Raw genomic sequence first — 20,257 nt, 5'->3', positions numbered from 1 at the left:
TAACAGTGTGATATGGATCAGACAAGCCCTGTAGAATTGAATTTTAATCATGATGACGGCCAGGAATTCCGTCCGATGCGCGGATTGAGCAACCCTCATCTGCAAACCATGCTGCCGCGCGTTTTCCGTCGTCGAGTCAATTTTAAACCTCACTGGCAGCGTCTCGATATGCCGGATGGGGATTTCGTCGATCTCGCCTGGAGCGAAGACCCACGAGAGGCTTCGCATAAACCCCGGCTGGTGGTTTTCCACGGTCTGGAAGGCAGCCTGCACAGCCCTTACGCGCATGGCCTGATGGAAGCGGCCCAAAAACGCGGCTGGCTGGGCGTGGTGATGCATTTCCGCGGCTGTAGCGGCGTACCCAATCGCATGAAGCGCATTTATCACTCCGGTGAAACCGAAGACGGCACCTTTTTCCTCAACTGGCTGAGTCAGCGCTATGGCGAAATGCCCACGGCGGCGGTCGGCTTCTCGCTCGGCGGGAATATGCTGGCCTGCCTGATGGCGAAACAGGGCGTGGATTGCACTTTAAAAGCAGGCGTTGTGGTCTCCGCTCCGCTGATGCTCGAGCAGTGCTGCTATCATATGGAACAAGGGTTCTCGCGTTTCTATCAGCGCTATCTCTTAAATCTGCTGAAAAAGAATGCCGCACGGAAACTGAGAAGCTATCCCGGCACGCTGCCTGTTGATTTAAGACAGCTTAAAGGCGTACGCCGCATCCGTGATTTTGACGATCTCATTACTTCAAAAATTCACGGTTTTGCCGATGCGCTGGACTATTACCGTCAGTGCAGCGCCATGCCATTATTACCGGATATCGCTAAACCGACGCTTATCATCCATGCCAAAGACGATCCCTTTATGGATCATCACGTCATTCCTGATAAAGCATCGTTACCCGCAAATATTGAATATCAACTCACAAGCCATGGCGGGCACGTCGGTTTTGTCGGCGGCACGCTGCGCAAACCGGAAATGTGGCTTGAGCAACGCATCCCTGACTGGCTGACAACGTATCTGGACAAATAACATGATAATTCCCTGGCAAGATATCGACGCCGAGACGCTCGACAATCTTATCGAATCCTTTGTGTTACGCGAGGGTACAGATTATGGTGAACAAGAGCGCTCGCTGTCTCAGAAAGTTGCAGATGTGAAAAGACAACTGCAAAGCGGTGAAGCGGTTCTGGTCTGGTCAGAGCTTCATGAAACGGTGAATATTATGCCGCGTGGACAATTCCGCGGCTAACGGCTCGTTCCATGGGGCACGGTCTATACTGCATAATTTTTACACCCACGGAGTTGTCGCCCTATGTCAGCCAAACATCCGGTTATTGCCGTTACAGGTTCCAGCGGCGCAGGAACCACCACCACCAGCCTGGCCTTTCGTAAGATCTTTCAGCAGCTAAACTTGCGCGCCGCAGAAGTCGAAGGGGACAGCTTCCATCGTTATACCCGGCCGGAAATGGATATGGCGATCCGTAAAGCGCGCGACCTCGGCCGACACATCAGCTATTTTGGCCCCGAAGCCAATGATTTCAGCCTGCTTGAACAAACCTTTGCTGAATACGGGCGCAGCGGCCAGGGCAAATCCCGCAAATATCTCCACACTTATGACGAAGCCGTGCCCTGGAACCAAATCCCCGGGACATTCACGCCGTGGCAACCGTTGCCGGAACCGACGGACGTTCTCTTTTATGAAGGACTTCATGGCGGCGTAGTTACCCCGCAGCACGATGTGGCGAATTTTGTAGATTTGTTGGTAGGCGTGGTGCCCATCGTTAACCTTGAGTGGATTCAGAAACTGGTGCGCGACACAAGCGAACGCGGCCATTCGCGCGAAGCGGTGATGGATTCCGTTGTCAGATCGATGGATGACTATATCAACTATATAACGCCACAATTCTCCCGCACCCATATCAACTTCCAGCGCGTCCCGACGGTAGATACCTCTAATCCCTTTGCGGCACGCGGTATTCCCTCTCTGGATGAAAGTTTCGTGGTGATTCACTTTCGCGGGTTGGATAACATCGATTTCCCTTATCTGCTGGCAATGTTGCAGGGTTCATTCATTTCCCACATCAATACATTAGTGGTGCCAGGCGGGAAAATGGGGCTCGCAATGGAGTTAATAATGACGCCGCTGGTGCAACGGCTGGCGGAAGGCAGAAAAGTCGTTTAGGGCGACAGTCTGCCGCCCTGATATCACATCGAATTAAGCTTCGATCACTTCATAGCTGTGCGTGATGTTTGCGGCTTTCTCAAGCATCAGCGCAACGGAACAGTATTTCTCAGCAGAGAGATCCACCGCGCGGGAAACAGCATGGTCTTTAAGATCCTTGCCGGTCACGATGAAATGCAGATTTATGTGCGTGAACAAACGCGGCGCTTCTTCACGACGTTCAGAAGTCAGTTTTACTTCGCAGTCCGTCACGTTGTGGCGACCTTTTTGCAAAATAGACACCACGTCAATGGCGCTGCAACCGCCAACGGACATCAACACCATCTCCATCGGGCTTGGCGCTTTATCGCCTGAATTACCGTCCATCAGCACCTGATGGCCTGAAGCTGATTCACCCAGGAAAGTTAACCCCTCAACCCATTTAACTCGTGCCTGCATTTTGTTTACTCCCGTTGAAGAAATTTCCTGCCAGAGTACGCGGATGCAGCAAAACTGGCAACGGAAGGCGACCTGCGTCATGCTGAAACGAGACAATAGGAGACACTTGTCAAAAGCTATGCTAAAACAATCCGGATGCAACATTCGATACATTGACGTGATGGATGTCTGCAGAGGACATCACTAATTACAGGCGGCAAGATTGACTTGCAGCCATTTCCCCCGAGTGGGAAATATTCTAACGATTGCAACGCCGGGCAGGAGGTTTTGCATCCTGTCTTTGGTAGCCAGTTTATAACAGAGGATAACCGCGCATGGTGCTTGGCAAACCGCAAACAGATCCGACCCTCGAATGGTTCTTGTCCCATTGCCACATTCATAAGTATCCATCGAAGAGCACGCTGATTCACCAGGGTGAAAAAGCAGAGACGCTGTACTACATCGTCAAGGGCTCCGTGGCAGTGCTGATCAAAGATGAAGAGGGCAAGGAAATGATCCTCTCTTACCTGAATCAGGGCGATTTTATCGGTGAATTAGGCCTGTTTGAAGAAGGTCAGGAGCGCAGTGCCTGGGTTCGTGCGAAAAGCGCATGTGAAGTGGCTGAAATTTCCTATAAAAAATTCCGCCAGCTTATTCAGGTCAATCCTGACATCCTGATGCGTCTGTCTTCTCAGATGGCGCGCCGCCTGCAGGTCACGTCGGAAAAAGTAGGCAACCTCGCTTTCCTCGACGTAACCGGCCGCATCGCTCAAACGTTGCTGAATCTGGCGAAACAACCTGATGCCATGACCCACCCGGACGGCATGCAGATTAAAATTACCCGTCAGGAAATCGGTCAGATCGTCGGCTGTTCTCGCGAAACCGTTGGCCGTATCCTGAAAATGCTGGAAGATCAAAACCTGATTTCCGCTCACGGTAAAACGATCGTCGTTTACGGCACTCGTTAATTTCCGCTCACAAAATGGCGTGTCGCTTCGGTAACACGCCATTTTTGTTTCTACACTTCTGATATGTGGCGCCGACTGATTTATCACCCCGAGGTTAACTACGCACTGCGGCAAACGCTGGTGCTGTGTCTTCCCGTGGCGGTAGGTCTGATTTTAGGCAATCTGCAGGCTGGCCTGCTTTTTTCTTTGGTTCCCGCCTGCTGCAACATCGCCGGTCTGGATACGCCCCATAAGCGCTTCTTTAAGCGATTGATAGTCGGCGGTAGCCTGTTCGCCATCAGCAGCCTGCTGATGCAACTCATGCTGCTTTATACGCCCGTGCCGCTGCCGGTTATCCTTATCGGTATGGCGCTGCTGCTGGGCGTCACCGCAGAAATCAGCGCGCTTCACGCCCGTCTTCTACCCGCTTCGCTCATTGCGGCTATCTTCACGCTAAGCATGGCCGGCAATATGCCCATCTGGAAACCGATGGTGCTCTATGTTTCCGGCACCATCTGGTACGGGCTGTTTAACTGGTTCTGGTACTGGATGTGGCGTGAACAGCCGCTGCGTGAATCGCTAAGTCTGCTCTATCGCCAGCTTGCGGACTATTGTGAAGCCAAATACGGCTTATTGACCCAGCACACAGATCCCGAGAAAGCGCTGCCGCCTTTGCTGGCCCGACAGCAAAAGGCCGTCGACCTGATAACCGTCTGTTATCAGCAGTTGCACATGCTGGCGGCGAATCAGCAGAACGGCTACAAACGCCTGCTGCGCGTTTTTCAGGTTGCGCTCGATCTGCAGGAGCACATCTCCGTTAGCCTGCATCAGCCGGAGGAAGTGCAAAAGCTCGTGGAGCAAAGCCACGCCGAAGCGGTCATTCGCTGGAACGCGCAAACTATCGCAGCGCGTTTACGGGTGCTCGCCGACGACATTCTGTATCACCGCTTTCCGAAGCGTTTCGTCATGGATAAGCAAATCGAAGCGCTGGAAAAAATTGCGCGCCATAATCCGGACAATCCCGTCGGGCAATTTTGTCACTATCACTTCAGCCGCATCGCGCGCGTGCTACGCACCCAGCGTCCTTTATACGTTCGCGATTTGATGGAAGACCGCCAGCGTCGCCAGCCGCTGTGGGCCGCCCTGAAAAGTTATCTGTCATTTAAATCCGCCGCGCTGCGTAACTCAGCCAGGCTCGGCGTCATGCTGACCGTTGCCAGCCTGCTCGGCGCATTTTTACATCTGCCCAAGCCCTACTGGATCCTGATGACCGTAATGTTTGTGACGCAAAACGGCTACGGCGCGACGAGGGTACGTATTCTGCACCGTTCGGCTGGCACTATTGCCGGGCTGGCAATCGCGGGCATCGCCCTGCACTTCCATTTCCCGCAATACATTGCCTTAACGGCGATGCTTATCATCACGCTGGTGAGCTACCTGTTTATCCGCAAAAGCTACGGCTGGGCGACCATTGGATTTACCGTCACCGCTGTATTTACCCTGCAACTGATTACTCTGAGCGCCGAGCAATACATAGTGCCCCGCCTGATAGATACCCTGCTCGGCTGCTTAATTGCCTTTGGCGGCATGGTCTGGCTGTGGCCGCAGTGGCAAAGCGGCCTGCTGCGCCAGAACGCCCACGACGCGCTGGAAACCGATCAGGACGCCATCCGTTTGATACTAAGCAACGACCCTGAACCCACGCCGCTGGCTTATCAGCGCATGAAAGTAAATCAGGCTCATAATGCGCTGTTTAACTCCTTAAACCAGGCGATGCAGGAGCCGGGCTTTAACTCGCATTATCTGGAAGACATGAAACTGTGGGTGACGCACAGCCAGTTTATCGTTGAACATATCAACGCAATGACCACGCTCGCTCGCGAACACAACATGCTTACTCCGGAGCTGGCGCAGCGTTACTTACAGGCGTGCGAAATCGCCCTGCAAAGATGCCAGCAGCGGCTTGAGTATGACGGGCCAGGGGAGACGAAAGACGCGGTTATTCTGGATGCAGAAGCGCTGCCCACCGGGCCATTAAGCACCATGGAGCAGCATTTACAGCGGGTACTTGGGCATCTCAACACCATGCACACCATTTCTTCAGTGGCATGGCGTCAACGCCCGCATCATGGGATCTGGTTAAACAGCAGCCTGCGGCGGCCACAGGGTGGATAAACGAAGCGCCAGCCAGCAAAAACCCTCGGATGGCGCAGGCTTACCCGACTTACACCGCTTTAACGATCTTACTGACGGCCTTCGCGAAGCGTTGCATGCCGTCCTCGATATCCGCCTCATCCACAATCAACGCTGGCGCAAAACGCATCACGTCCGGACCAGCATTCAGCACCATTACGCCTTCGTGAGCGGCGGCATACAGGAATTCACGGGCACGGCCTTTGTACCGGGGTTTCAGCTCCGCGCCAATCAATAACCCCATCCCGCGAATATCGCTGAATACATCAAATTGCTCGTCGATCTGCTGCAAGTGCTTCACGAAAAGCTGACGTTTCGTCGTCACGCCCTGCAGGACTTCCGGCGTGTTAATGATATCGAACGCAGCGCCCGCTACGGCGCAGGCCAAAGGATTGCCGCCGTAAGTGGAACCATGAGTACCAACATGGAACGCCGAAGCGATTTCCTGCGTCGTCAGCATCACGCTCACCGGGAAACCACCGCCGAGCGCTTTGGCGCTGGTCAGAATGTCCGGCGTCACGCCATAGTGCATATAGGCAAACAGCTCGCCGATACGCCCCATACCGCACTGCACTTCATCAAACACCAGCAACGCATTATGTTCATCGCACAGCTCACGCAGCCCCTTCAAAAACTCAGGCGTTGCGGCGGTGACTCCGCCCTCGCCCTGAATCGGCTCAACGACGATTGCGCAGGTGTGATCGTCGATGACGGCTTTTACCGCATGCAGATCATTAAACGGGACATGGATGATATCGGCAGGTTTTGGGCCAAAACCATCGGAATACTTCGGCTGCCCGCCAACCGAAACGGTAAACAGCGAGCGGCCATGGAAAGCGTTATGGAAGGCGATAATCTTCGATTTGTACGGGCTATGGCGGGTAGAAGCGTAGTAGCGAGCCAGCTTAAACGCGGTTTCGTTCGCTTCTGTGCCGGAGTTCATAAACAGCACGCGCTCGGCAAACGTGGCATCAATCAGTTTGCGGCCCAGACGCAGAGCGGGTTCATTAGTAAAAACGTTGCTGGTGTGCCACAGCGTTTCACCCTGAGTTTTTAGGGCATCCACCAGCGCCGGATGGCAATGGCCCAGCGCTGTAACCGCGATGCCGCCTGCGAAATCAACATACTCTTTGCCCTGCTGATCCCACACGCGGCTGCCTTTACCCTTTACTGGAATAAACTCTGCTGGTGCATAGACTGGCAGAATAACTTCATCGAAAGTCGCGCGGGTAATTGCTGATTGTTCAGTGGCCATTGCTTCCCCATCCGGTTTTATACAGAAGATATTTTGAAAATATAATCACGAAATATGCATAAAAAATCACTGGCTGGCAATAAAAATCACCGACTGAGGAAATTGGCCAGGAGCTGATGCCCCTGCTCGCTGAGAATACTTTCAGGATGGAATTGCACCCCTTCCAGATCCATCTCGCGGTGGCGGATGCCCATGATCTCGCGTTTATCGGTCCAGGCGGTGATGTCGAAACTGTCCGGCAAGGTAGCGGAGTCGATAATCAAAGAGTGGTAACGCGTCACGGTGAGGGGATTATTCAGGCCGCGGAAGACGCCGCTATTATTATGGGAAATGGCTGAAGTTTTGCCGTGCATGACTTTTTCAGCACGGATAATCGTTGCGCCAAAAGCCTGCGCAATAGCCTGATGCCCCAGGCATACGCCAAGAATGGGCAGTTTTCCGGCAAAATGCTCAATGGCCGCGAGCGAGATTCCGGCTTCGGACGGCGTACAAGGGCCCGGCGAAATCACAAGTTTTGCAGGCGCAAGGGTGGAAATTTCCGCAAGCGTAACTTCATCGTTACGCTTTACCACCACTTCAGCGCCGAGCTCGCAAAAATACTGGTACAGATTCCAGGTAAAAGAATCGTAGTTGTCGATAAGCAGTAACATGGCGGCTCCGGCAAAATTAAGAACCGCGCTATTCTATTCGCTTTCCCGCGCCTCGCTCACCACTTTGGTGAAAATATTCCTCTGCGGGCCTGAACAGGGAGCTATTCCGCTGCCGGCTGCGGATTATCGGGTGTTATATCGATAATTTCCGACCCAGCCCCACTGCATGGACAACATCAGTAGGGTAGAAACTTGACAACATGTGCAAACGTACCCGTTTAGTTATAGCGAATAAACTCGGTAGCGAATTTGAAAGTATTATAGCGGTGGGTGGCAATGGAATATTCAAAGAGCTTGCCATTATCCAGGTAAGCCGTTTGCTCGACGTGAATAACAACCTCAGGGACGGAGAGTTCAAGTAATTCACTCTGCTGCTCGTTGGATATATTGGCGGTGACAATCATATGGCTGCTGTGCACATTATAACCCAAGCCTTCCGTAATATAATTATAGATAGAATGTTCTACCGTAGAATTATTAAGGCCGGGTATGATCCGCACTGGCATATAAGTTCTTTCAATAATCGAAGGAATGCCGTTTATCACCCTGACACGCATAATTGAATAGACCATTTCGTCGCTGCTGAGCTGCAATTTTTCCTGAATCTCTTCGCTCGCGGGCAGGGCAAAAAACTCAATCACGCGGGTTTCAATGACCTGCCCGGATTCCATGCAGCGCGCGGTGGTTCCCTTAAGGTGGTTCGTAAAGGAAGCGTTAAAGGGAACTTTAACAAATGAACCCAGCCCCCTTTTACGGACAACAAAACCTTCCTTCACTAATATATTAAGTGCCCTGGTAATTGTCAGTTCGCTACAGTCAAAAAAAAACGCCAGCTTTTTTCCTTCTGGTAACTGGCTGTTCTGCGGATAGTAGCCAGAAACAATTCTTTTTTTTAGCTCGTTATAAATATCAATATACTTTGGCATTTTTATAATAAACAGGCCTGGAAACGTAGGCCTGTTATACCATTGTTGAGAGGAGATAGAAATGTTAGCGTAAAATGGACGAGGCCATTCTCACATAGGTATGACGTTTCCCGCGAATGGCAATGGACAGGGCCTGAATAGCTTCCGGTGCCGCTATCCCGGCGCAGCCAGCGTCACCGAAGTTATGCACGTCGCTACCGCAGCGCTTGCTGGCGAGGCCAATCAGCTTCACCGTTTCGGGATCGGCCCCTTCTTGGCTGCTGCTGATAGTGGTCATCGCCAGGCCACCAGCCCGGTGTACCGCATCAACCGCGCGGCTTACCACTTCTTCTCTGCTTCCCGGGCAAGAACCGGGGGCTGGAATAACCGCAGCATGGGCGCCAGCGCTGATGTACTCTGCGTATTCAGCGGCCTCTGCCAGCCCTTTAGCATAAAATTTAGCAACCATCAGGAAGCCTGGAAAATACGCCTGCGCGAGCTTAATGGCCTCCAGCATGGTCTGCTTATCGACATCCGGCTTGTCATAGCCAGTCAGACAGAGAAAATCCGCATCCCGAACGCGCTCAAGCGTTTTTTGGGTCAGGCAGCGAGGGTTTTCAATATCCGGATTGCCAACCACTTCCAGACTAACTCCAACCAGACGGCCAGTAAGAAGTTTAATGTGTTTATAGCCGCCTTCGCCTGGCGCACCGGCAACGGAATGCGCTTCGGTGTTGTAGCCTTTAAGCAGGATAAGATCCGCCCCAAACGCGCTGACCAGCTCCGCATTGGTTACGTCAGGATACAGCGGTACGGTGTCCGCTGCGACTTCAGCAAGGAGGGTGCGCCCTTCGGAAGCTTTCATCGCGGCGAACAGCTCTTCGGCGCCTGGCTGAGCGTTAAAATCAGAAGTGCAGCAGTTCAAAATACGTTTCATTATTATTAATCCAGCTTGATGATGGAGGGAGAAGGCTGCTGAAAACCGCGCTCAAGGATTTCCAGATTGGTGAGGATCTCAGCTTCACTGACGTAGTTCGGTGCGCCATTCACTATGGTTTCATATAGCGCGTCGTAAACGCGGCCATAGTCCCCACGCACGGCTGGGATCTCTTTGGTTACTTTTTCATTATTTTCGTCCAGATATTCAACGAAGCCGGCTTCGTTATCGGCACAGAATAGCGGGCTGTCCGGCATAATATTTTCTTTTAAGCAGGTTTCCTGCTGATCGATATGGTGTCTGGTGAAGGAGCCGCGCGTGCCGTGAACGATAAACTTAGGATAAGGCGTCATGACCAGGTGGCTGGTTTTGATGATGGCTTTCATCTCTCCGTAGTAAAGCTGTACTTCAAACGTATCGTCAGGATTCTCCGGCAGGCGCAGGCTGCGAATATCGTAGGCGACGTGCTGCGGTCTGCCGAATAAAGAAAGCATTTGATCCAGCGTGTGAATGCCAAGACCGTAAAACGCGCCGAAGAACGGATGGTTTTCCTGCGCCTGGGTTTCAGGACGGAAATAATCAAAGTGGCTTTCGATTTCCACCACGTCACCAATAAGGCTACTGTTAATCACTTCCCTGGTCGTCAGGAAGCAGGAGTCAAAGCGACGGTTCTGGAACGGCGTTACCGTGACATTATGCTTTTTCGCTAAGGCTAACAGCTCTTCGGCTTCGTTAAGCGTGGTGGTGAACGGCTTTTCAACCATCACATGTTTACCGTGCTCAATGCACATCCTGGCATAGGCGTAATGGGTATCCGGATGGGTACACACCACCACCAGCTGAACAGACTTATCATTAAGGATATCGTTAACATCGCGGGTAAAATGAATCTCCTTATATTGAGGAAGGGCTTCAATATCAGGCTTTGGTGTAATATCGTAAATCGTCTTTACCTTATATTTCTCGCGAATTAATACATAAGGTAAATGATAGCGAGTAGCGCTTTTACCAAACCCGATGAATGCACAATTAATCATGTTCCTTCCTTATTTAAACAGCGTGATGGCGTGCTCGATTATGGATTTACCATCCATATGAGAGAAATGTTGTGGATTGACCAGAGTTACTCGACATTGATTCTTTACGGTTTCCCGAACTTTACTCTCCATATAGGCCAGCTGGGGGGAGAGAATAATTAAATCGGTTGGTGGGTAAATATCTTCCAGACTGCCAATGTTTGTTGCGCTGATATTCGCCGTACAACCAATACTTTGCGCATACTGCTTCATCTTTCTTGCCACCATTGAGGTGGACATCCCTTCATTACACATCAGGACGATTTTTTTGCCGTTAAGCACGTGATGGGCATCATCCTCGCCGGCGGCAGCCTGGGTTTCATCGTGATTTACAGCTGCGTTTTGCGGCGGTATCTGCTGGATATCATCAACGATGGTCTGCGTTTTTTTATTCATAATGGAACGTTCGTAGGCAATGAGGAAAGGCATATACACCGCTACGCCAATCGCGATTAATATCACCTGCAACACCACATTGCGCAGATCGCCGCCGGAACCCAGCCAGCCGGACAGTAAAGGCGGTACCGACCACGGCACGTAGGCTACGATATGCGATACCCAGCCCCAGGACGTGGCGAACCAGGCGATAATAAAACTTATCTGCGGGAAGACGATAAACGGAATCATCAGCAGCGGATTGAGAATCACCGGCAGGCCAAAAATAACCGGCTCGTTGATGTTGAAAACGCCGGGAGCAATCACCGTTTTGGCAAACTTTTTATGGCTGCTCATGCGGCTGCGCAGAATAATCGCCAGCAGCAGGGCAAGCGTCGAGCCCGTCCCTCCCATATGACCGTAAATATCGCGAAACGGCAGCACAATGATGTGCGGAGGGATCTGCCCCGCGGCGAAGGCGGCCATATTTTCCTGCATGGCAACCAGCAGCGGCGGCTCCAGTATTGGGTTAATAATACCGGAAGGATGGATACCCAGCGCAAACAGCAGATTAGTGAGGGTGGTCAAGGTAATAAAGCCCGGCAGGCTGGTAGTCAAATGCACCAGCGGCTTCTGCACCAGAGTCTGAATTAGCGCAAAGATTTCGGTATCAAACAGGCTGGTTATCAGGAAGGTGCCGCCAGCAAACAGCGCAACGGTGATCATAATGGCAAACAACGCGTTAAACGACTGTTGCACCATAGGCGGCACTTCCTCACCCAGCGATATTTGCAGCTTAGGGCTGGCGGAAATGTTCAAAAAGATGCCGGTAGATAAGAACGCGCAGATGATGGCAAGGAAGACCCCGCCCGCGTTGGTAAGCGCATAGGGAACCATGCCGCCAACCATAACGTTTGCGCCACCTTCAGGCAGCGCAACGGAAACGGACGTTGGCATCAGTACATAGAAACACGCCAGCGACACCATTGCCGCAATAATGGGGCTTTCAAATTTGCGCTTGCAGGCCAGGGACCAGGCAATAAGCACCGCGAGCATCACCGATAAAATGTTCATTGTACCGTTCAGAACTCGCTCACCAATTCCCCGATAGTGCATCATGGTGTCAGCGGAAATAACGTTTTTCATAAATCCGGCCGGATCGAGAAAAACGTAGTTAATCATAATGAATAACCCGGCAAGGACAAGAAAAGGAATGGCGACAATAAAGCTATCGCGCAGGCTTCTTAAATGAATCTGGCCTGCCAGCTTTTGCGAAAAACTGGCAATGCTGTCTAGTGAAAGTGCCATGGAATACCTTCAATATGTTTACTTATAAAGAACGATGAGTTCAGCAATTAATTCTCTGGCGAGCATCGCATTCATCAGGTGATCCTGTGCATGAACCATAATCAGGTGGACCGGAATTTTACCTTCGCCCTCATCCATACTAATTAAGGCGGTCTGAATTTTATGCGCTTCTTTCGCAGCACTATCTGCTGCTTCTAATAATTCCCCGGAGCGAGTAAAGTCACGTTGCTTCGCGGCCTGTAGCGCAGCAAAAGAGAGGCTTTTGCAGGAACCGGCGTGGGTAATTAATCCCATAATGATTTCTTCATAATTTTCAGGCATCATATTAATATCCTTAATTAAATCCGTTATTTTTAATTAATTCACCGTACCATTTAGCGCTGGCCTTCGGCAGGCGCCGTTGCGTAGACAAATCCAGGCGAAAAAGCCCGTAGCGATTTTTATAGGCGTTCAGCCATGACCAGTTATCAATAAACGTCCAGCAGTGATAGCCAAAACAATTGCTGCCTTCGCTAACGGCCTGATGAATACAGGCAAGATGTTGACGCATAAAATCGATGCGATATTGATCGTTGACCTCACCGTTTTCCATCCAGCGCTCTTCGTTTTCAACACCCATCCCATTTTCAGAAATAAATACCGGAATATTGCCGTAGTTCAGACGCAGATCGGTCAGAATATCGTAAATGCCCTGCGGGTGGATTTCCCACCCGCGTGAGGTGTTCATGGTGCGGCCCGGCATTTCGTAGCTGTCAAAAAACCAGTCCGGCATAAAAGGAGAAGAAGGGGATATCGCCGTTTGCTTAGCCTGTACGCGACGTGGCTGGTAATAGTTAACCCCCAGCATATCCACTCTGGAACGAGCGATGATGTCTAAATTCTGCGGCGTGACGTCAGGCAATTCTCCATATTGCCTGAGCAGGTCAACCAACGCCTGAGGATAGCGTCCGTTCAGGGCTGGTTCGAGGAAGCTCTTATTAAAAAACAGATCCGCAATCGTCGCCGCGTGAACATCGGCCGGATGTGTCGAACGGGGATAAGAAGGTGTCAGGTTCAGTACGATACCAATACGTCCGGCGCAATTCCGATCGTGAAAGTAGTTTACTACCTTAGAATGGGCAAGCTGTGTATTAAATGCAGCCTGCGCTGCGTTTGCAAAATTACGCTGGAAAGGATAGTGGAAATCATACAAATATCCCCCCTCAATCGGGACAATTGGCTCGTTAAAAGTAATCCAGTTATTGACCAGATCGCCAAACAGAGCGAAGCACTGCCTGGCATATCCGGCAAAAGCATCAACTACCTCTTCAGAAAGCCAGCCGCCTTTTTGCTGCATAATAAGCGGCATATCAAAGTGCATCAGCGTGATGACCGGCTCAATCCCCGCTTCCTTAAGATGAACCAGCATATCCCGATAGACGGCAGCGGAAGCTTCGTTAATGGTATATCCGTCCGGCATCAGACGCGCCCATGAAACAGACGTGCGGTAACTATTAATACCGACTTTCTGCATTAACTTAATATCGGCCTGATAATTCTGCCAGAAACCGCGCGAATCATCAGGGCCATGCTGATGAAAGAAACGGTGTCGCTGAGTAGCAAATGCGTGATCCCAGGTTGAGGGCGCTTTACTGTTCTCAGCAGAGAATCCTTCAATTTGAGCCGCAGATTCGGCGCAGCCAAACCAGAAATTATCCTTAAAACGATATTTCATCATAACCTCAATAAATCAGCTCACCAGAATATAAATATATATGCGGATGATATAGTTACTATTCTCTGCGAACCTTGAATGACAGATGGATATAGATGCGCAGCCTCTCCAGGGTTGACATCAAAAAAGAGAGAACTGAATAAACAAGAACACGTAATCTAATTAATTACTTTACTTCTCAGAAGAAATATTTAAATCGCACGCGGACACCATAACGGTTATCGGAATTATCATCCCCATTATACAGGTCGCCTGAGTCACGTTTAATTTGCGACCAATAGGAACCAAGATAAATATTGAAATTATCCATATCTAATATGTTGTCGAAACGGTATGAAGCATGAATGGTATTAATGTTATATTTACCAGAGCTATTGATAAAATCGTCACCATTAACAGTGGCCGTGTAGAATTTCTCAATTTTGTTATGCGCGTAAATATAGCCAACTTCAAATTTATCCCACAGGATGTTTGCCGCAGCGGTGAAATCTTTTTCATCCTGGGCATTCATCCAGGCAACATTAATATTAGCGGTAATATCGTTATCAGCTCTGAGGGTGGTTGTCCAGCCAAAACCATTTCGTCTGGACAGATCCTTAAACTTTCCATTTTCATCCTGGTGGCCGTAAGCATTATTAATAATGTTGTTTTCTGATGCGACTGCTGTAGAAAAGTTACTGCCGTGCCAGGCGATAACCGGACGTAAATAAATAGTATTTTTCTTACGGGTAAGATTTTGATTATGGTAAGACTCGTCACCAAACAGCCTGACGCCGTCTTCTAGCAGAGCATTAAGTTCAAAATACAGATTATCAATGGTTTTATTTAACATGATATTGCCACCGCTGTTGCTACGGCCACGGCCTTCTTTCATCATGTAGATATAGCCAAATCCATCTTTGTAGAGATCGTTCGCCGTGTTACCGGAATACTGAATGAAAGTATCCTGATTCAGCGGGAACATATCGTAGGCTTCGAAGCGCCCAATGCTTGTCGACCACGTATTCTTATCCCCATCCTTTTGCCCAAAGTAAAATACCGCGTCATCAAGAGACATTCCGTCATGCATGGTTGCCAGCGGCTGTACGCGGAAACCCGCAAAATTCCCGCTGGCAAGCTCACGGCGGCCATCCAGGCCTAACAGAATACGTCCGCCCGCGTCCCAGCGGTCATTATCGTACTCGCTGCGCCTGGAGTAATCTAATGGCATCGAACTACTGGCCGCATCAAGGTCAAATTCAACGTCGCCATACAGCTTATATTGCCCTGCTGCCGTATCGAAGGTCATTTCAGCGGCAGTTTTGAAACACACCAGAGAGATAGCTGTGACTAACAATAGTTTTTTCATAAAACATCCCTTTTGAGTTATTTTGAGGTCTCCTGTTTAGGCACGACTGTATTATAAATACTATATAGTTTTACATTAAAATGTATAAGATCACATTTTTGAAAGAGTAATTAGAAAAACAAAAAATCAAAAAAACAGCATAAAAACAATATATCATCATGAAATTTAAGTGTTTTTATTGTATTTTATTTTACTGGATAGATTAACAAGATAACCACAAATTAAATTCATCATTCATTCAGAGGTGATGGCGATGACAGGGAAGAGGGTAGAAAAATTGGTGAATAATATTAAAGATAAGATGTACAACCTGCCGTCAGGACAATTCCAGATGACGGTGATTTTCAGTAATAATACTCAGCTGATAATGGGGCTGGGTGAGGTAAGCCAGCGAGAAAGGTGTAGTCTACTGCGGCAACCGGTGCAGCAGTGAGGTCCCCGCTTCTTTGATAAGCCGGAGCCGAACGAGGGAGCGGCCCCGGATAAAAAAAGAACCGCGCTATTCTATTCGCTTTCCCGCGCCTCGCTCACCACTTTAGTGAAAATCGCCGTGAGCGGCTTGAGATCGCCTAACGCTCCCGCCTGGTTGGCGGCCTGCCAGGCATCTTGCTCCGCTTCGTTCCAGTCCAGCACATAACCCGCATGGATTGCCAGTTGCTCGAAGAACACACGCTGCGCCCGACCGCTGCCAATGCGGAACGGATGAAGGACGTTTATTTCACAATAATAATGCGCCAGCCGCTCGATAAACTCCGGCTTTGCAAGATCGGTCAGATAACGTTCATCCTCCAACTCCTGCATTAAGTCGTTGCCTTCGTTTTCGATATACTCGAAATGGCAGAACCGCGTATCGCCTTGATAGATATCAACTTTACGTAGCTCGCCCGCCCAGTCAAATATGTCCTGAAAAAGCTGCTGATGGAGAGAACACAGCCACGGCAGGCCCATGCGCGTCGGGCCCAGCTCAATGGTCGCCGCCCGTAGCGCGGTAAGCTCATACTCCGCTTCTTTTAGCCGTTCAGTCTCACGTATATCGAGCCGGTTACGCAGCACATTAATACCAGACCAGAAATAGGGATCGCGCCCTTCGCCGAATTTATCGCTCATAGTGACCCCGCAGTTCGCTAATACGCGCCAGAGCTTCATCACGCGTGAGCGTAATCAGCGGAACTTCGATGCCTTCCAGCCGGTTGCTGGCCTGAAACGAACGGCTGCGCTGCTGCTGCCACAGACGGGATTTTTGCTTATCGGTGAGTTTCTTGCCCATATCGCCTCCCTTAATGCGTCACTGGTTTGCCACAAGTATAAGCAGCATTCTGCACAGTTGCCGGGAGCGGGCGGAGCGCGGGTCAAACCAACCCGCGCGCAGGAAATTAAGGCAGGACTTTAGCGGAGAGGATAACTATCGGTTTTGACGGAACATTTTGGTATGGGCCAACGTCATGGGACTGCACCTGAGAAATTTTGTCAGCCACCTCCATCCCTTTCACAACTTTACCAAATACCGCATAACCGAAGTCGCGCTGGCCGTGATCGAGGAACGCATTGTCCGCAACGTTTATAAAGAACTGGCTGGTTGCGCTGTCTTTATCTGCGGTACGCGCCATAGAAATGGTGCCGCGAGTGTTGCGCAGGCCGTTATCCGCTTCATTTTTAATAGGCGGGTTCGGCTGCTTCTGATTCATATCTTCAGTAAAGCCGCCGCCCTGAATCATAAAGCCCGGGATCACCCGGTGAAAGGTGGTGTTGTTATAGAAACCGCTGTTGACGTAATCAACAAAGTTCTTCACCGATACGGGGGCTTTTTGGCTATTTAATTCAAGCTCAATGTTACCGGCAGAGGTCGTCAATAAGACGTGGGGATCGCCGCTTGCCGCCAGTGCAGCAGGGGAAATAGCCGAGATGGCGAATACAGCTGCAACAGCCGCCAGAGTCGATTTGAGCATCAGGAATTCCTTACGAAGGCAGTGAATGAAGCAAGTTGCTAGAGTGTAAAGAGGAGGGACGAGCGGCGCCAGCCCTTTACGGTTTTTTACTTTTCGGCAAATCAATAACTTGCATGTATGAATCGATTTTACACATTGAAATATGTGAGCCAACTCATGAAACGAACGGCAATTTCTAAACATAATTACATTGAATGTTTAAATTGATCACGTTCGCGACTAAAATTCACCCGCCCACAGCGCTGTCAATGCGCTTTACACTTCTATTCACAGGCAAGATATGACTAACAGCAACCGTACCAAGCTGCTATGGATCAGCTTTTTTTCCTACGCCCTGACCGGTGCGTTGGTGATTGTCACCGGGATGGTGATGGGAAACATCGCAGATTACTTCCAGGTGCCCGTTTCCAGCATGAGTAACACCTTCACCTTCCTGAACGCTGGCATCCTGATCTCAATCTTCCTGAACGCCTGGCTGATGGAAATTGTGCCGCTGAAAACCCAGTTACGCTTTGGTTTCCTGCTGATGGTTCTGGCCGTAGCCGGGCTGATTCTGGGCCACAACCTGACTATCTTCTCCGCGTCCATGTTTGTTCTGGGCCTGGTGAGCGGGATAACCATGTCGATTGGTACTTTCCTTATCACCCATATGTACGAAGGACGTCAGCGCGGTTCCCGTCTGCTGTTTACCGACTCCTTCTTCAGCATGGCGGGGATGATTTTCCCAATGGTCGCCGCGATCCTTCTGGCGCGCAGCATTAACTGGTACTGGGTCTATGTCTGCATCGGTCTGGTGTATGTCGCTATCTTCCTGCTGACCTTAGGGTGCGAATTCCCGGTGCTGGGCAAACACGCGAAAAAAGATGACGCTCAGCCGGTCGCAAAAGAAAAATGGGGCATCGGCGTGCTGTTCCTGTCTATCGCTGCCCTGTGCTACATCCTCGGTCAACTGGGCTTTATCTCCTGGGTCCCTGAATACGCCAAAAGCCTGGGCATGGACATTAACGATGCGGGCAAACTGGTGAGCGACTTCTGGATGTCATACATGGTTGGCATGTGGATATTCAGTTTTGTCCTGCGCTTCTTCGATCTGCAACGCATCCTGATGGTGCTTGCGGGCGCGGCGACCGTGCTGATGTACCTGTTCAACACCGGCGAACCTACACATCTTGCGTGGTTTATCCTGGCTCTGGGCTTCTTCTCCAGCGCCATCTACACCACCATCATTACGCTTGGTTCTCTGCAAACCAAAGTCGCTTCGCCAAAACTGGTTAACTTCGTCCTGACCTGCGGCACCATCGGCACCATGCTGACCTTCGTGGTCACCGGCCCGATTGTTGCCCACAGCGGCCCACATGCGGCGCTGCAAACGGCAAACGGTCTGTATGCCGTCGTCTTTGTTATGTGCGTGGTGCTCGGTCTGGTGACCAAACACCGTCAGCATAACGTAGCGGCTGCTGCGCACTAAACCTGAGCCCCTCTCCCTTCAGCGGGGAGAGGGTCCGCCATATCGAATCTCTTCTTTCTCATTGAGCATCACCCAGCTTTGTGACGGCTGTGTTGTCGCAATCACCCTTCCCTCACGCACGGACCAGCGCACCGGCACCTGACGGCGCACCGCATCAAAACCGCTTTCCGCTGGCAGAATAATTAAATTCGCCGGTTTACCCTCGTCAATTCCGTACTCTTTCACGCCAAACGTTCGGGCGCTGTTATCCGTGATTAGCTTTAGTCCTTCATCGATTTGCTGATAGCCCATCATCTGGCACACGTGCAGCCCCATATGCAGCACCTGCAACATATTGGCGGTGCCCAGCGGATACCATGGGTCAAAAACGTCATCATGCCCAAAGCAGACGTTAATTCCGGCTTCCAGCAACTCCTTCACGCGGGTTACGCCGCGCCGTTTCGGATAATCATCAAAACGCCCCTGCAGATGAATATTCACCAGCGGATTGGCAACAAAGTTAATGCCGGAAAGTTTCAGCAGACGGAACAGGCGCGACGTGTAAGCGCCATTATAGGAATGCATGGCGGTGGTATGGCTGGCGGTAACGCGTTCACCGATGTCGTCGCGGTGGGCCAGCGCCGCCACGGTTTCCACAAAGCGCGACTGCTCGTCGTCGATTTCATCGCAATGAACGTCCACCCGACGGTCATATTTCAGCGCCAGCGTAAAGGCCTTATGCAGCGACTCAACGCCATATTCGCGGGTAAATTCGAAGTGCGGGATCGCGCCTACAACGTCCGCCCCCAGCCGGAGCGCTTCTTCCAGCAAAGCTTCGCCGTTCGGATAGGAAAGTATGCCTTCCTGCGGAAACGCGACTATCTGCAACTCGACCCAGGGCGCCGCTTCCTGCTTAACTTCCAGCATCGCCTTTAGCGCCGTCAGCGTCGGGTCAGAGACATCAACATGGGTACGCACATACTGAATACCGTTGGCTATCTGCCATTTCAACGTCTGCCACGCACGCTCCTTAACATCTTCATGGCTAAGCAGCGCTTTGCGCTCCGCCCAGCGTTCAATGCCTTCAAACAGCGTGCCGGATTGATTCCAGCTCGGCTGTCCTGCTGTTTGCGTTGTGTCGAGATGAATGTGCGGCTCAATAAAAGGGGCGACGGCCAGGCCGCCACGGCCATTAAGGGTTAGCTGGCTTTCCGGCAGCGTTTCGCCCATGGGTTTTATCGAGGTAAAACGTCCGCCTTCAATGGCTATTTGCCACACTCCAGGCCGCCCGGTCAGGCGAACATTTTGAATCAGTTCCAGGGATGCGTTTCTCATCATGCCTCCATTGCGATAGCCCTGTGCTTACTTCTAGCACAATCTCTGCGTTTAACGCCTGATTTTCCCTCATGGTGAAAAACCAACCAATTCCATAACTTAGAAAAATCCCTTCAAATCAACCATATACCTCTTAATGGGTATATAAAGGCGTATTTGATTTGCATCAATAATCGGCTTTGCTGAATCGTTAAGGTAGGCGGTAATAGAAAAGAAATTGAG

At 50.7% G+C, this 20,257-nt stretch carries 20 protein-coding genes; 6 read left to right on the top strand and 14 right to left on the bottom strand.

Features of this window, described 5'->3' with window-relative positions; genetic code table 11:
- Positions 1-12 precede the first annotated feature (12 nt).
- From MUA00_RS17080 to MUA00_RS17070, 3 genes are all read left to right on the top strand, one after another.
- Positions 13-1,029, top strand: a complete 1,017-nt coding sequence (locus MUA00_RS17080) for a hydrolase (RefSeq protein ID WP_271124219.1) — start codon at positions 13-15, stop codon at positions 1,027-1,029.
- A 1-nt stretch (position 1,030) separates the two neighbouring features.
- The gene (locus tag MUA00_RS17075) at positions 1,031-1,249 is read left to right on the top strand and encodes a YheU family protein (protein ID WP_271124218.1); all 219 of its coding nucleotides are present in this window, start codon (positions 1,031-1,033) and stop codon (positions 1,247-1,249) included.
- 63 nt (positions 1,250-1,312) lie between these two features.
- Complete coding sequence (locus MUA00_RS17070) at positions 1,313-2,182, top strand: phosphoribulokinase (RefSeq protein ID WP_271124217.1); 870 nt, start codon at positions 1,313-1,315, stop codon at positions 2,180-2,182.
- Between the two features lie 33 nt (positions 2,183-2,215).
- On the opposite strand, the gene MUA00_RS17065 is transcribed toward MUA00_RS17070, so the two are convergent.
- On the bottom strand, positions 2,216-2,620 hold the full coding sequence (locus MUA00_RS17065) for an OsmC family protein (RefSeq protein ID WP_271124216.1): 405 nt from the start codon (positions 2,618-2,620) through the stop codon (positions 2,216-2,218).
- A 314-nt stretch (positions 2,621-2,934) separates the two neighbouring features.
- Here MUA00_RS17065 and crp point away from each other — a divergent pair, with 314 nt between their 5' ends.
- On the top strand, positions 2,935-3,567 hold the full coding sequence (gene crp, locus MUA00_RS17060) for a cAMP-activated global transcriptional regulator CRP (protein ID WP_003852956.1): 633 nt from the start codon (positions 2,935-2,937) through the stop codon (positions 3,565-3,567).
- Positions 3,568-3,630: 63 nt separating this feature from the next.
- Complete coding sequence (locus MUA00_RS17055; RefSeq protein WP_271124215.1) at positions 3,631-5,721, top strand: YccS/YhfK family putative transporter; 2,091 nt, start codon at positions 3,631-3,633, stop codon at positions 5,719-5,721.
- Positions 5,722-5,770: 49 nt separating this feature from the next.
- Here MUA00_RS17055 and argD read toward each other — a convergent pair whose 3' ends face one another.
- The 12 genes from argD to ppiA all read right to left on the bottom strand — a co-directional run bounded on the left by argD (position 5,771) and on the right by ppiA (position 17,253).
- Positions 5,771-6,994: a bifunctional acetylornithine/succinyldiaminopimelate transaminase gene (gene argD, locus MUA00_RS17050; protein WP_271124214.1), complete on the bottom strand. Its 1,224-nt coding sequence runs from the start codon at positions 6,992-6,994 to the stop codon at positions 5,771-5,773.
- 86 nt (positions 6,995-7,080) lie between these two features.
- Positions 7,081-7,644 (bottom strand): aminodeoxychorismate synthase component 2, encoded by a 564-nt coding sequence (gene pabA, locus MUA00_RS17045; RefSeq protein ID WP_271124213.1) that lies wholly within the window; start codon positions 7,642-7,644, stop codon positions 7,081-7,083.
- 218 nt (positions 7,645-7,862) lie between these two features.
- Complete coding sequence (locus MUA00_RS17040; RefSeq protein WP_271124212.1) at positions 7,863-8,570, bottom strand: GntR family transcriptional regulator; 708 nt, start codon at positions 8,568-8,570, stop codon at positions 7,863-7,865.
- A 64-nt stretch (positions 8,571-8,634) separates the two neighbouring features.
- Positions 8,635-9,486 carry a DUF7916 family protein gene (locus MUA00_RS17035; protein WP_271124211.1) on the bottom strand — a complete coding sequence of 284 codons (852 nt, stop codon included), beginning with the start codon at positions 9,484-9,486 and terminating at the stop codon, positions 8,635-8,637.
- A gap of 5 nt (positions 9,487-9,491) precedes the next feature.
- Positions 9,492-10,523, bottom strand: a complete 1,032-nt coding sequence (locus MUA00_RS17030) for an oxidoreductase (protein WP_271124210.1) — start codon at positions 10,521-10,523, stop codon at positions 9,492-9,494.
- 9 nt (positions 10,524-10,532) lie between these two features.
- On the bottom strand, positions 10,533-12,245 hold the full coding sequence (locus MUA00_RS17025) for a PTS transporter subunit EIIC (protein WP_271124209.1): 1,713 nt from the start codon (positions 12,243-12,245) through the stop codon (positions 10,533-10,535).
- A gap of 18 nt (positions 12,246-12,263) precedes the next feature.
- Entirely contained in the window at positions 12,264-12,569 is a 306-nt protein-coding gene (locus tag MUA00_RS17020) for a PTS lactose/cellobiose transporter subunit IIA (RefSeq protein WP_271124208.1), read from the bottom strand.
- Between the two features lie 10 nt (positions 12,570-12,579).
- Positions 12,580-13,959: a glycoside hydrolase family 1 protein gene (locus MUA00_RS17015; protein WP_271124261.1), complete on the bottom strand. Its 1,380-nt coding sequence runs from the start codon at positions 13,957-13,959 to the stop codon at positions 12,580-12,582.
- A gap of 178 nt (positions 13,960-14,137) precedes the next feature.
- On the bottom strand, positions 14,138-15,307 hold the full coding sequence (locus MUA00_RS17010; RefSeq protein WP_271124207.1) for a carbohydrate porin: 1,170 nt from the start codon (positions 15,305-15,307) through the stop codon (positions 14,138-14,140).
- Between the two features lie 504 nt (positions 15,308-15,811).
- Positions 15,812-16,414: a putative adenosine monophosphate-protein transferase Fic gene (locus MUA00_RS17005; RefSeq protein WP_271124206.1), complete on the bottom strand. Its 603-nt coding sequence runs from the start codon at positions 16,412-16,414 to the stop codon at positions 15,812-15,814.
- On the bottom strand, positions 16,404-16,574 hold the full coding sequence (locus MUA00_RS17000; RefSeq protein WP_271124205.1) for a YhfG family protein: 171 nt from the start codon (positions 16,572-16,574) through the stop codon (positions 16,404-16,406). The genes MUA00_RS17005 and MUA00_RS17000 overlap by 11 nt, the downstream gene beginning before the upstream one ends.
- A 106-nt stretch (positions 16,575-16,680) precedes the next feature.
- Complete coding sequence (gene ppiA / locus MUA00_RS16995; RefSeq protein ID WP_271124204.1) at positions 16,681-17,253, bottom strand: peptidylprolyl isomerase A; 573 nt, start codon at positions 17,251-17,253, stop codon at positions 16,681-16,683.
- A 280-nt stretch (positions 17,254-17,533) separates the two neighbouring features.
- Here ppiA and tsgA point away from each other — a divergent pair, with 280 nt between their 5' ends.
- On the top strand, positions 17,534-18,721 hold the full coding sequence (gene tsgA / locus MUA00_RS16990) for an MFS transporter TsgA (protein WP_271124203.1): 1,188 nt from the start codon (positions 17,534-17,536) through the stop codon (positions 18,719-18,721).
- Between the two features lie 18 nt (positions 18,722-18,739).
- Here tsgA and MUA00_RS16985 read toward each other — a convergent pair whose 3' ends face one another.
- The gene (locus tag MUA00_RS16985) at positions 18,740-20,035 is read right to left on the bottom strand and encodes a cytosine deaminase (protein ID WP_271124260.1); all 1,296 of its coding nucleotides are present in this window, start codon (positions 20,033-20,035) and stop codon (positions 18,740-18,742) included.
- Between the last annotated feature and the right edge of the window lie 222 nt (positions 20,036-20,257).

This window comes from Dryocola boscaweniae (assembly GCF_025215095.1).
Classification (GTDB): Bacteria; Pseudomonadota; Gammaproteobacteria; order Enterobacterales; family Enterobacteriaceae; genus Dryocola; species Dryocola boscaweniae.
The sequence above is the reverse complement of the archived record's forward strand: the minus strand, read 5'-3'. Positions and strand labels throughout refer to the sequence as shown.

What these genes read in the sequence shown, in the direction of transcription:
- MUA00_RS17000 (WP_271124205.1), bottom strand. Translation starts at nt 16,574, where the DNA reads ATGGGCAAGAAACTCACCGATAAGCAAAAATCCCGTCTGTGGCAGCAG.
- MUA00_RS17035 (WP_271124211.1), bottom strand. Translation starts at nt 9,486, where the DNA reads ATGAAACGTATTTTGAACTGCTGCACTTCTGATTTTAACGCTCAGCCA.
- tsgA (WP_271124203.1), top strand. Translation starts at nt 17,534, where the DNA reads ATGACTAACAGCAACCGTACCAAGCTGCTATGGATCAGCTTTTTTTCC.
- MUA00_RS17010 (WP_271124207.1), bottom strand. Translation starts at nt 15,307, where the DNA reads ATGAAAAAACTATTGTTAGTCACAGCTATCTCTCTGGTGTGTTTCAAA.
- MUA00_RS17030 (WP_271124210.1), bottom strand. Translation starts at nt 10,523, where the DNA reads ATGATTAATTGTGCATTCATCGGGTTTGGTAAAAGCGCTACTCGCTAT.
- MUA00_RS17070 (WP_271124217.1), top strand. Translation starts at nt 1,313, where the DNA reads ATGTCAGCCAAACATCCGGTTATTGCCGTTACAGGTTCCAGCGGCGCA.
- MUA00_RS17080 (WP_271124219.1), top strand. Translation starts at nt 13, where the DNA reads ATGGATCAGACAAGCCCTGTAGAATTGAATTTTAATCATGATGACGGC.
- MUA00_RS17015 (WP_271124261.1), bottom strand. Translation starts at nt 13,959, where the DNA reads ATGAAATATCGTTTTAAGGATAATTTCTGGTTTGGCTGCGCCGAATCT.
- MUA00_RS17020 (WP_271124208.1), bottom strand. Translation starts at nt 12,569, where the DNA reads ATGATGCCTGAAAATTATGAAGAAATCATTATGGGATTAATTACCCAC.
- MUA00_RS17075 (WP_271124218.1), top strand. Translation starts at nt 1,031, where the DNA reads ATGATAATTCCCTGGCAAGATATCGACGCCGAGACGCTCGACAATCTT.
- MUA00_RS17040 (WP_271124212.1), bottom strand. Translation starts at nt 8,570, where the DNA reads ATGCCAAAGTATATTGATATTTATAACGAGCTAAAAAAAAGAATTGTT.
- ppiA (WP_271124204.1), bottom strand. Translation starts at nt 17,253, where the DNA reads ATGCTCAAATCGACTCTGGCGGCTGTTGCAGCTGTATTCGCCATCTCG.
- MUA00_RS17055 (WP_271124215.1), top strand. Translation starts at nt 3,631, where the DNA reads ATGTGGCGCCGACTGATTTATCACCCCGAGGTTAACTACGCACTGCGG.
- MUA00_RS16985 (WP_271124260.1), bottom strand. Translation starts at nt 20,035, where the DNA reads ATGAGAAACGCATCCCTGGAACTGATTCAAAATGTTCGCCTGACCGGG.
- MUA00_RS17025 (WP_271124209.1), bottom strand. Translation starts at nt 12,245, where the DNA reads ATGGCACTTTCACTAGACAGCATTGCCAGTTTTTCGCAAAAGCTGGCA.
- crp (WP_003852956.1), top strand. Translation starts at nt 2,935, where the DNA reads ATGGTGCTTGGCAAACCGCAAACAGATCCGACCCTCGAATGGTTCTTG.
- MUA00_RS17065 (WP_271124216.1), bottom strand. Translation starts at nt 2,620, where the DNA reads ATGCAGGCACGAGTTAAATGGGTTGAGGGGTTAACTTTCCTGGGTGAA.
- argD (WP_271124214.1), bottom strand. Translation starts at nt 6,994, where the DNA reads ATGGCCACTGAACAATCAGCAATTACCCGCGCGACTTTCGATGAAGTT.
- pabA (WP_271124213.1), bottom strand. Translation starts at nt 7,644, where the DNA reads ATGTTACTGCTTATCGACAACTACGATTCTTTTACCTGGAATCTGTAC.
- MUA00_RS17005 (WP_271124206.1), bottom strand. Translation starts at nt 16,414, where the DNA reads ATGAGCGATAAATTCGGCGAAGGGCGCGATCCCTATTTCTGGTCTGGT.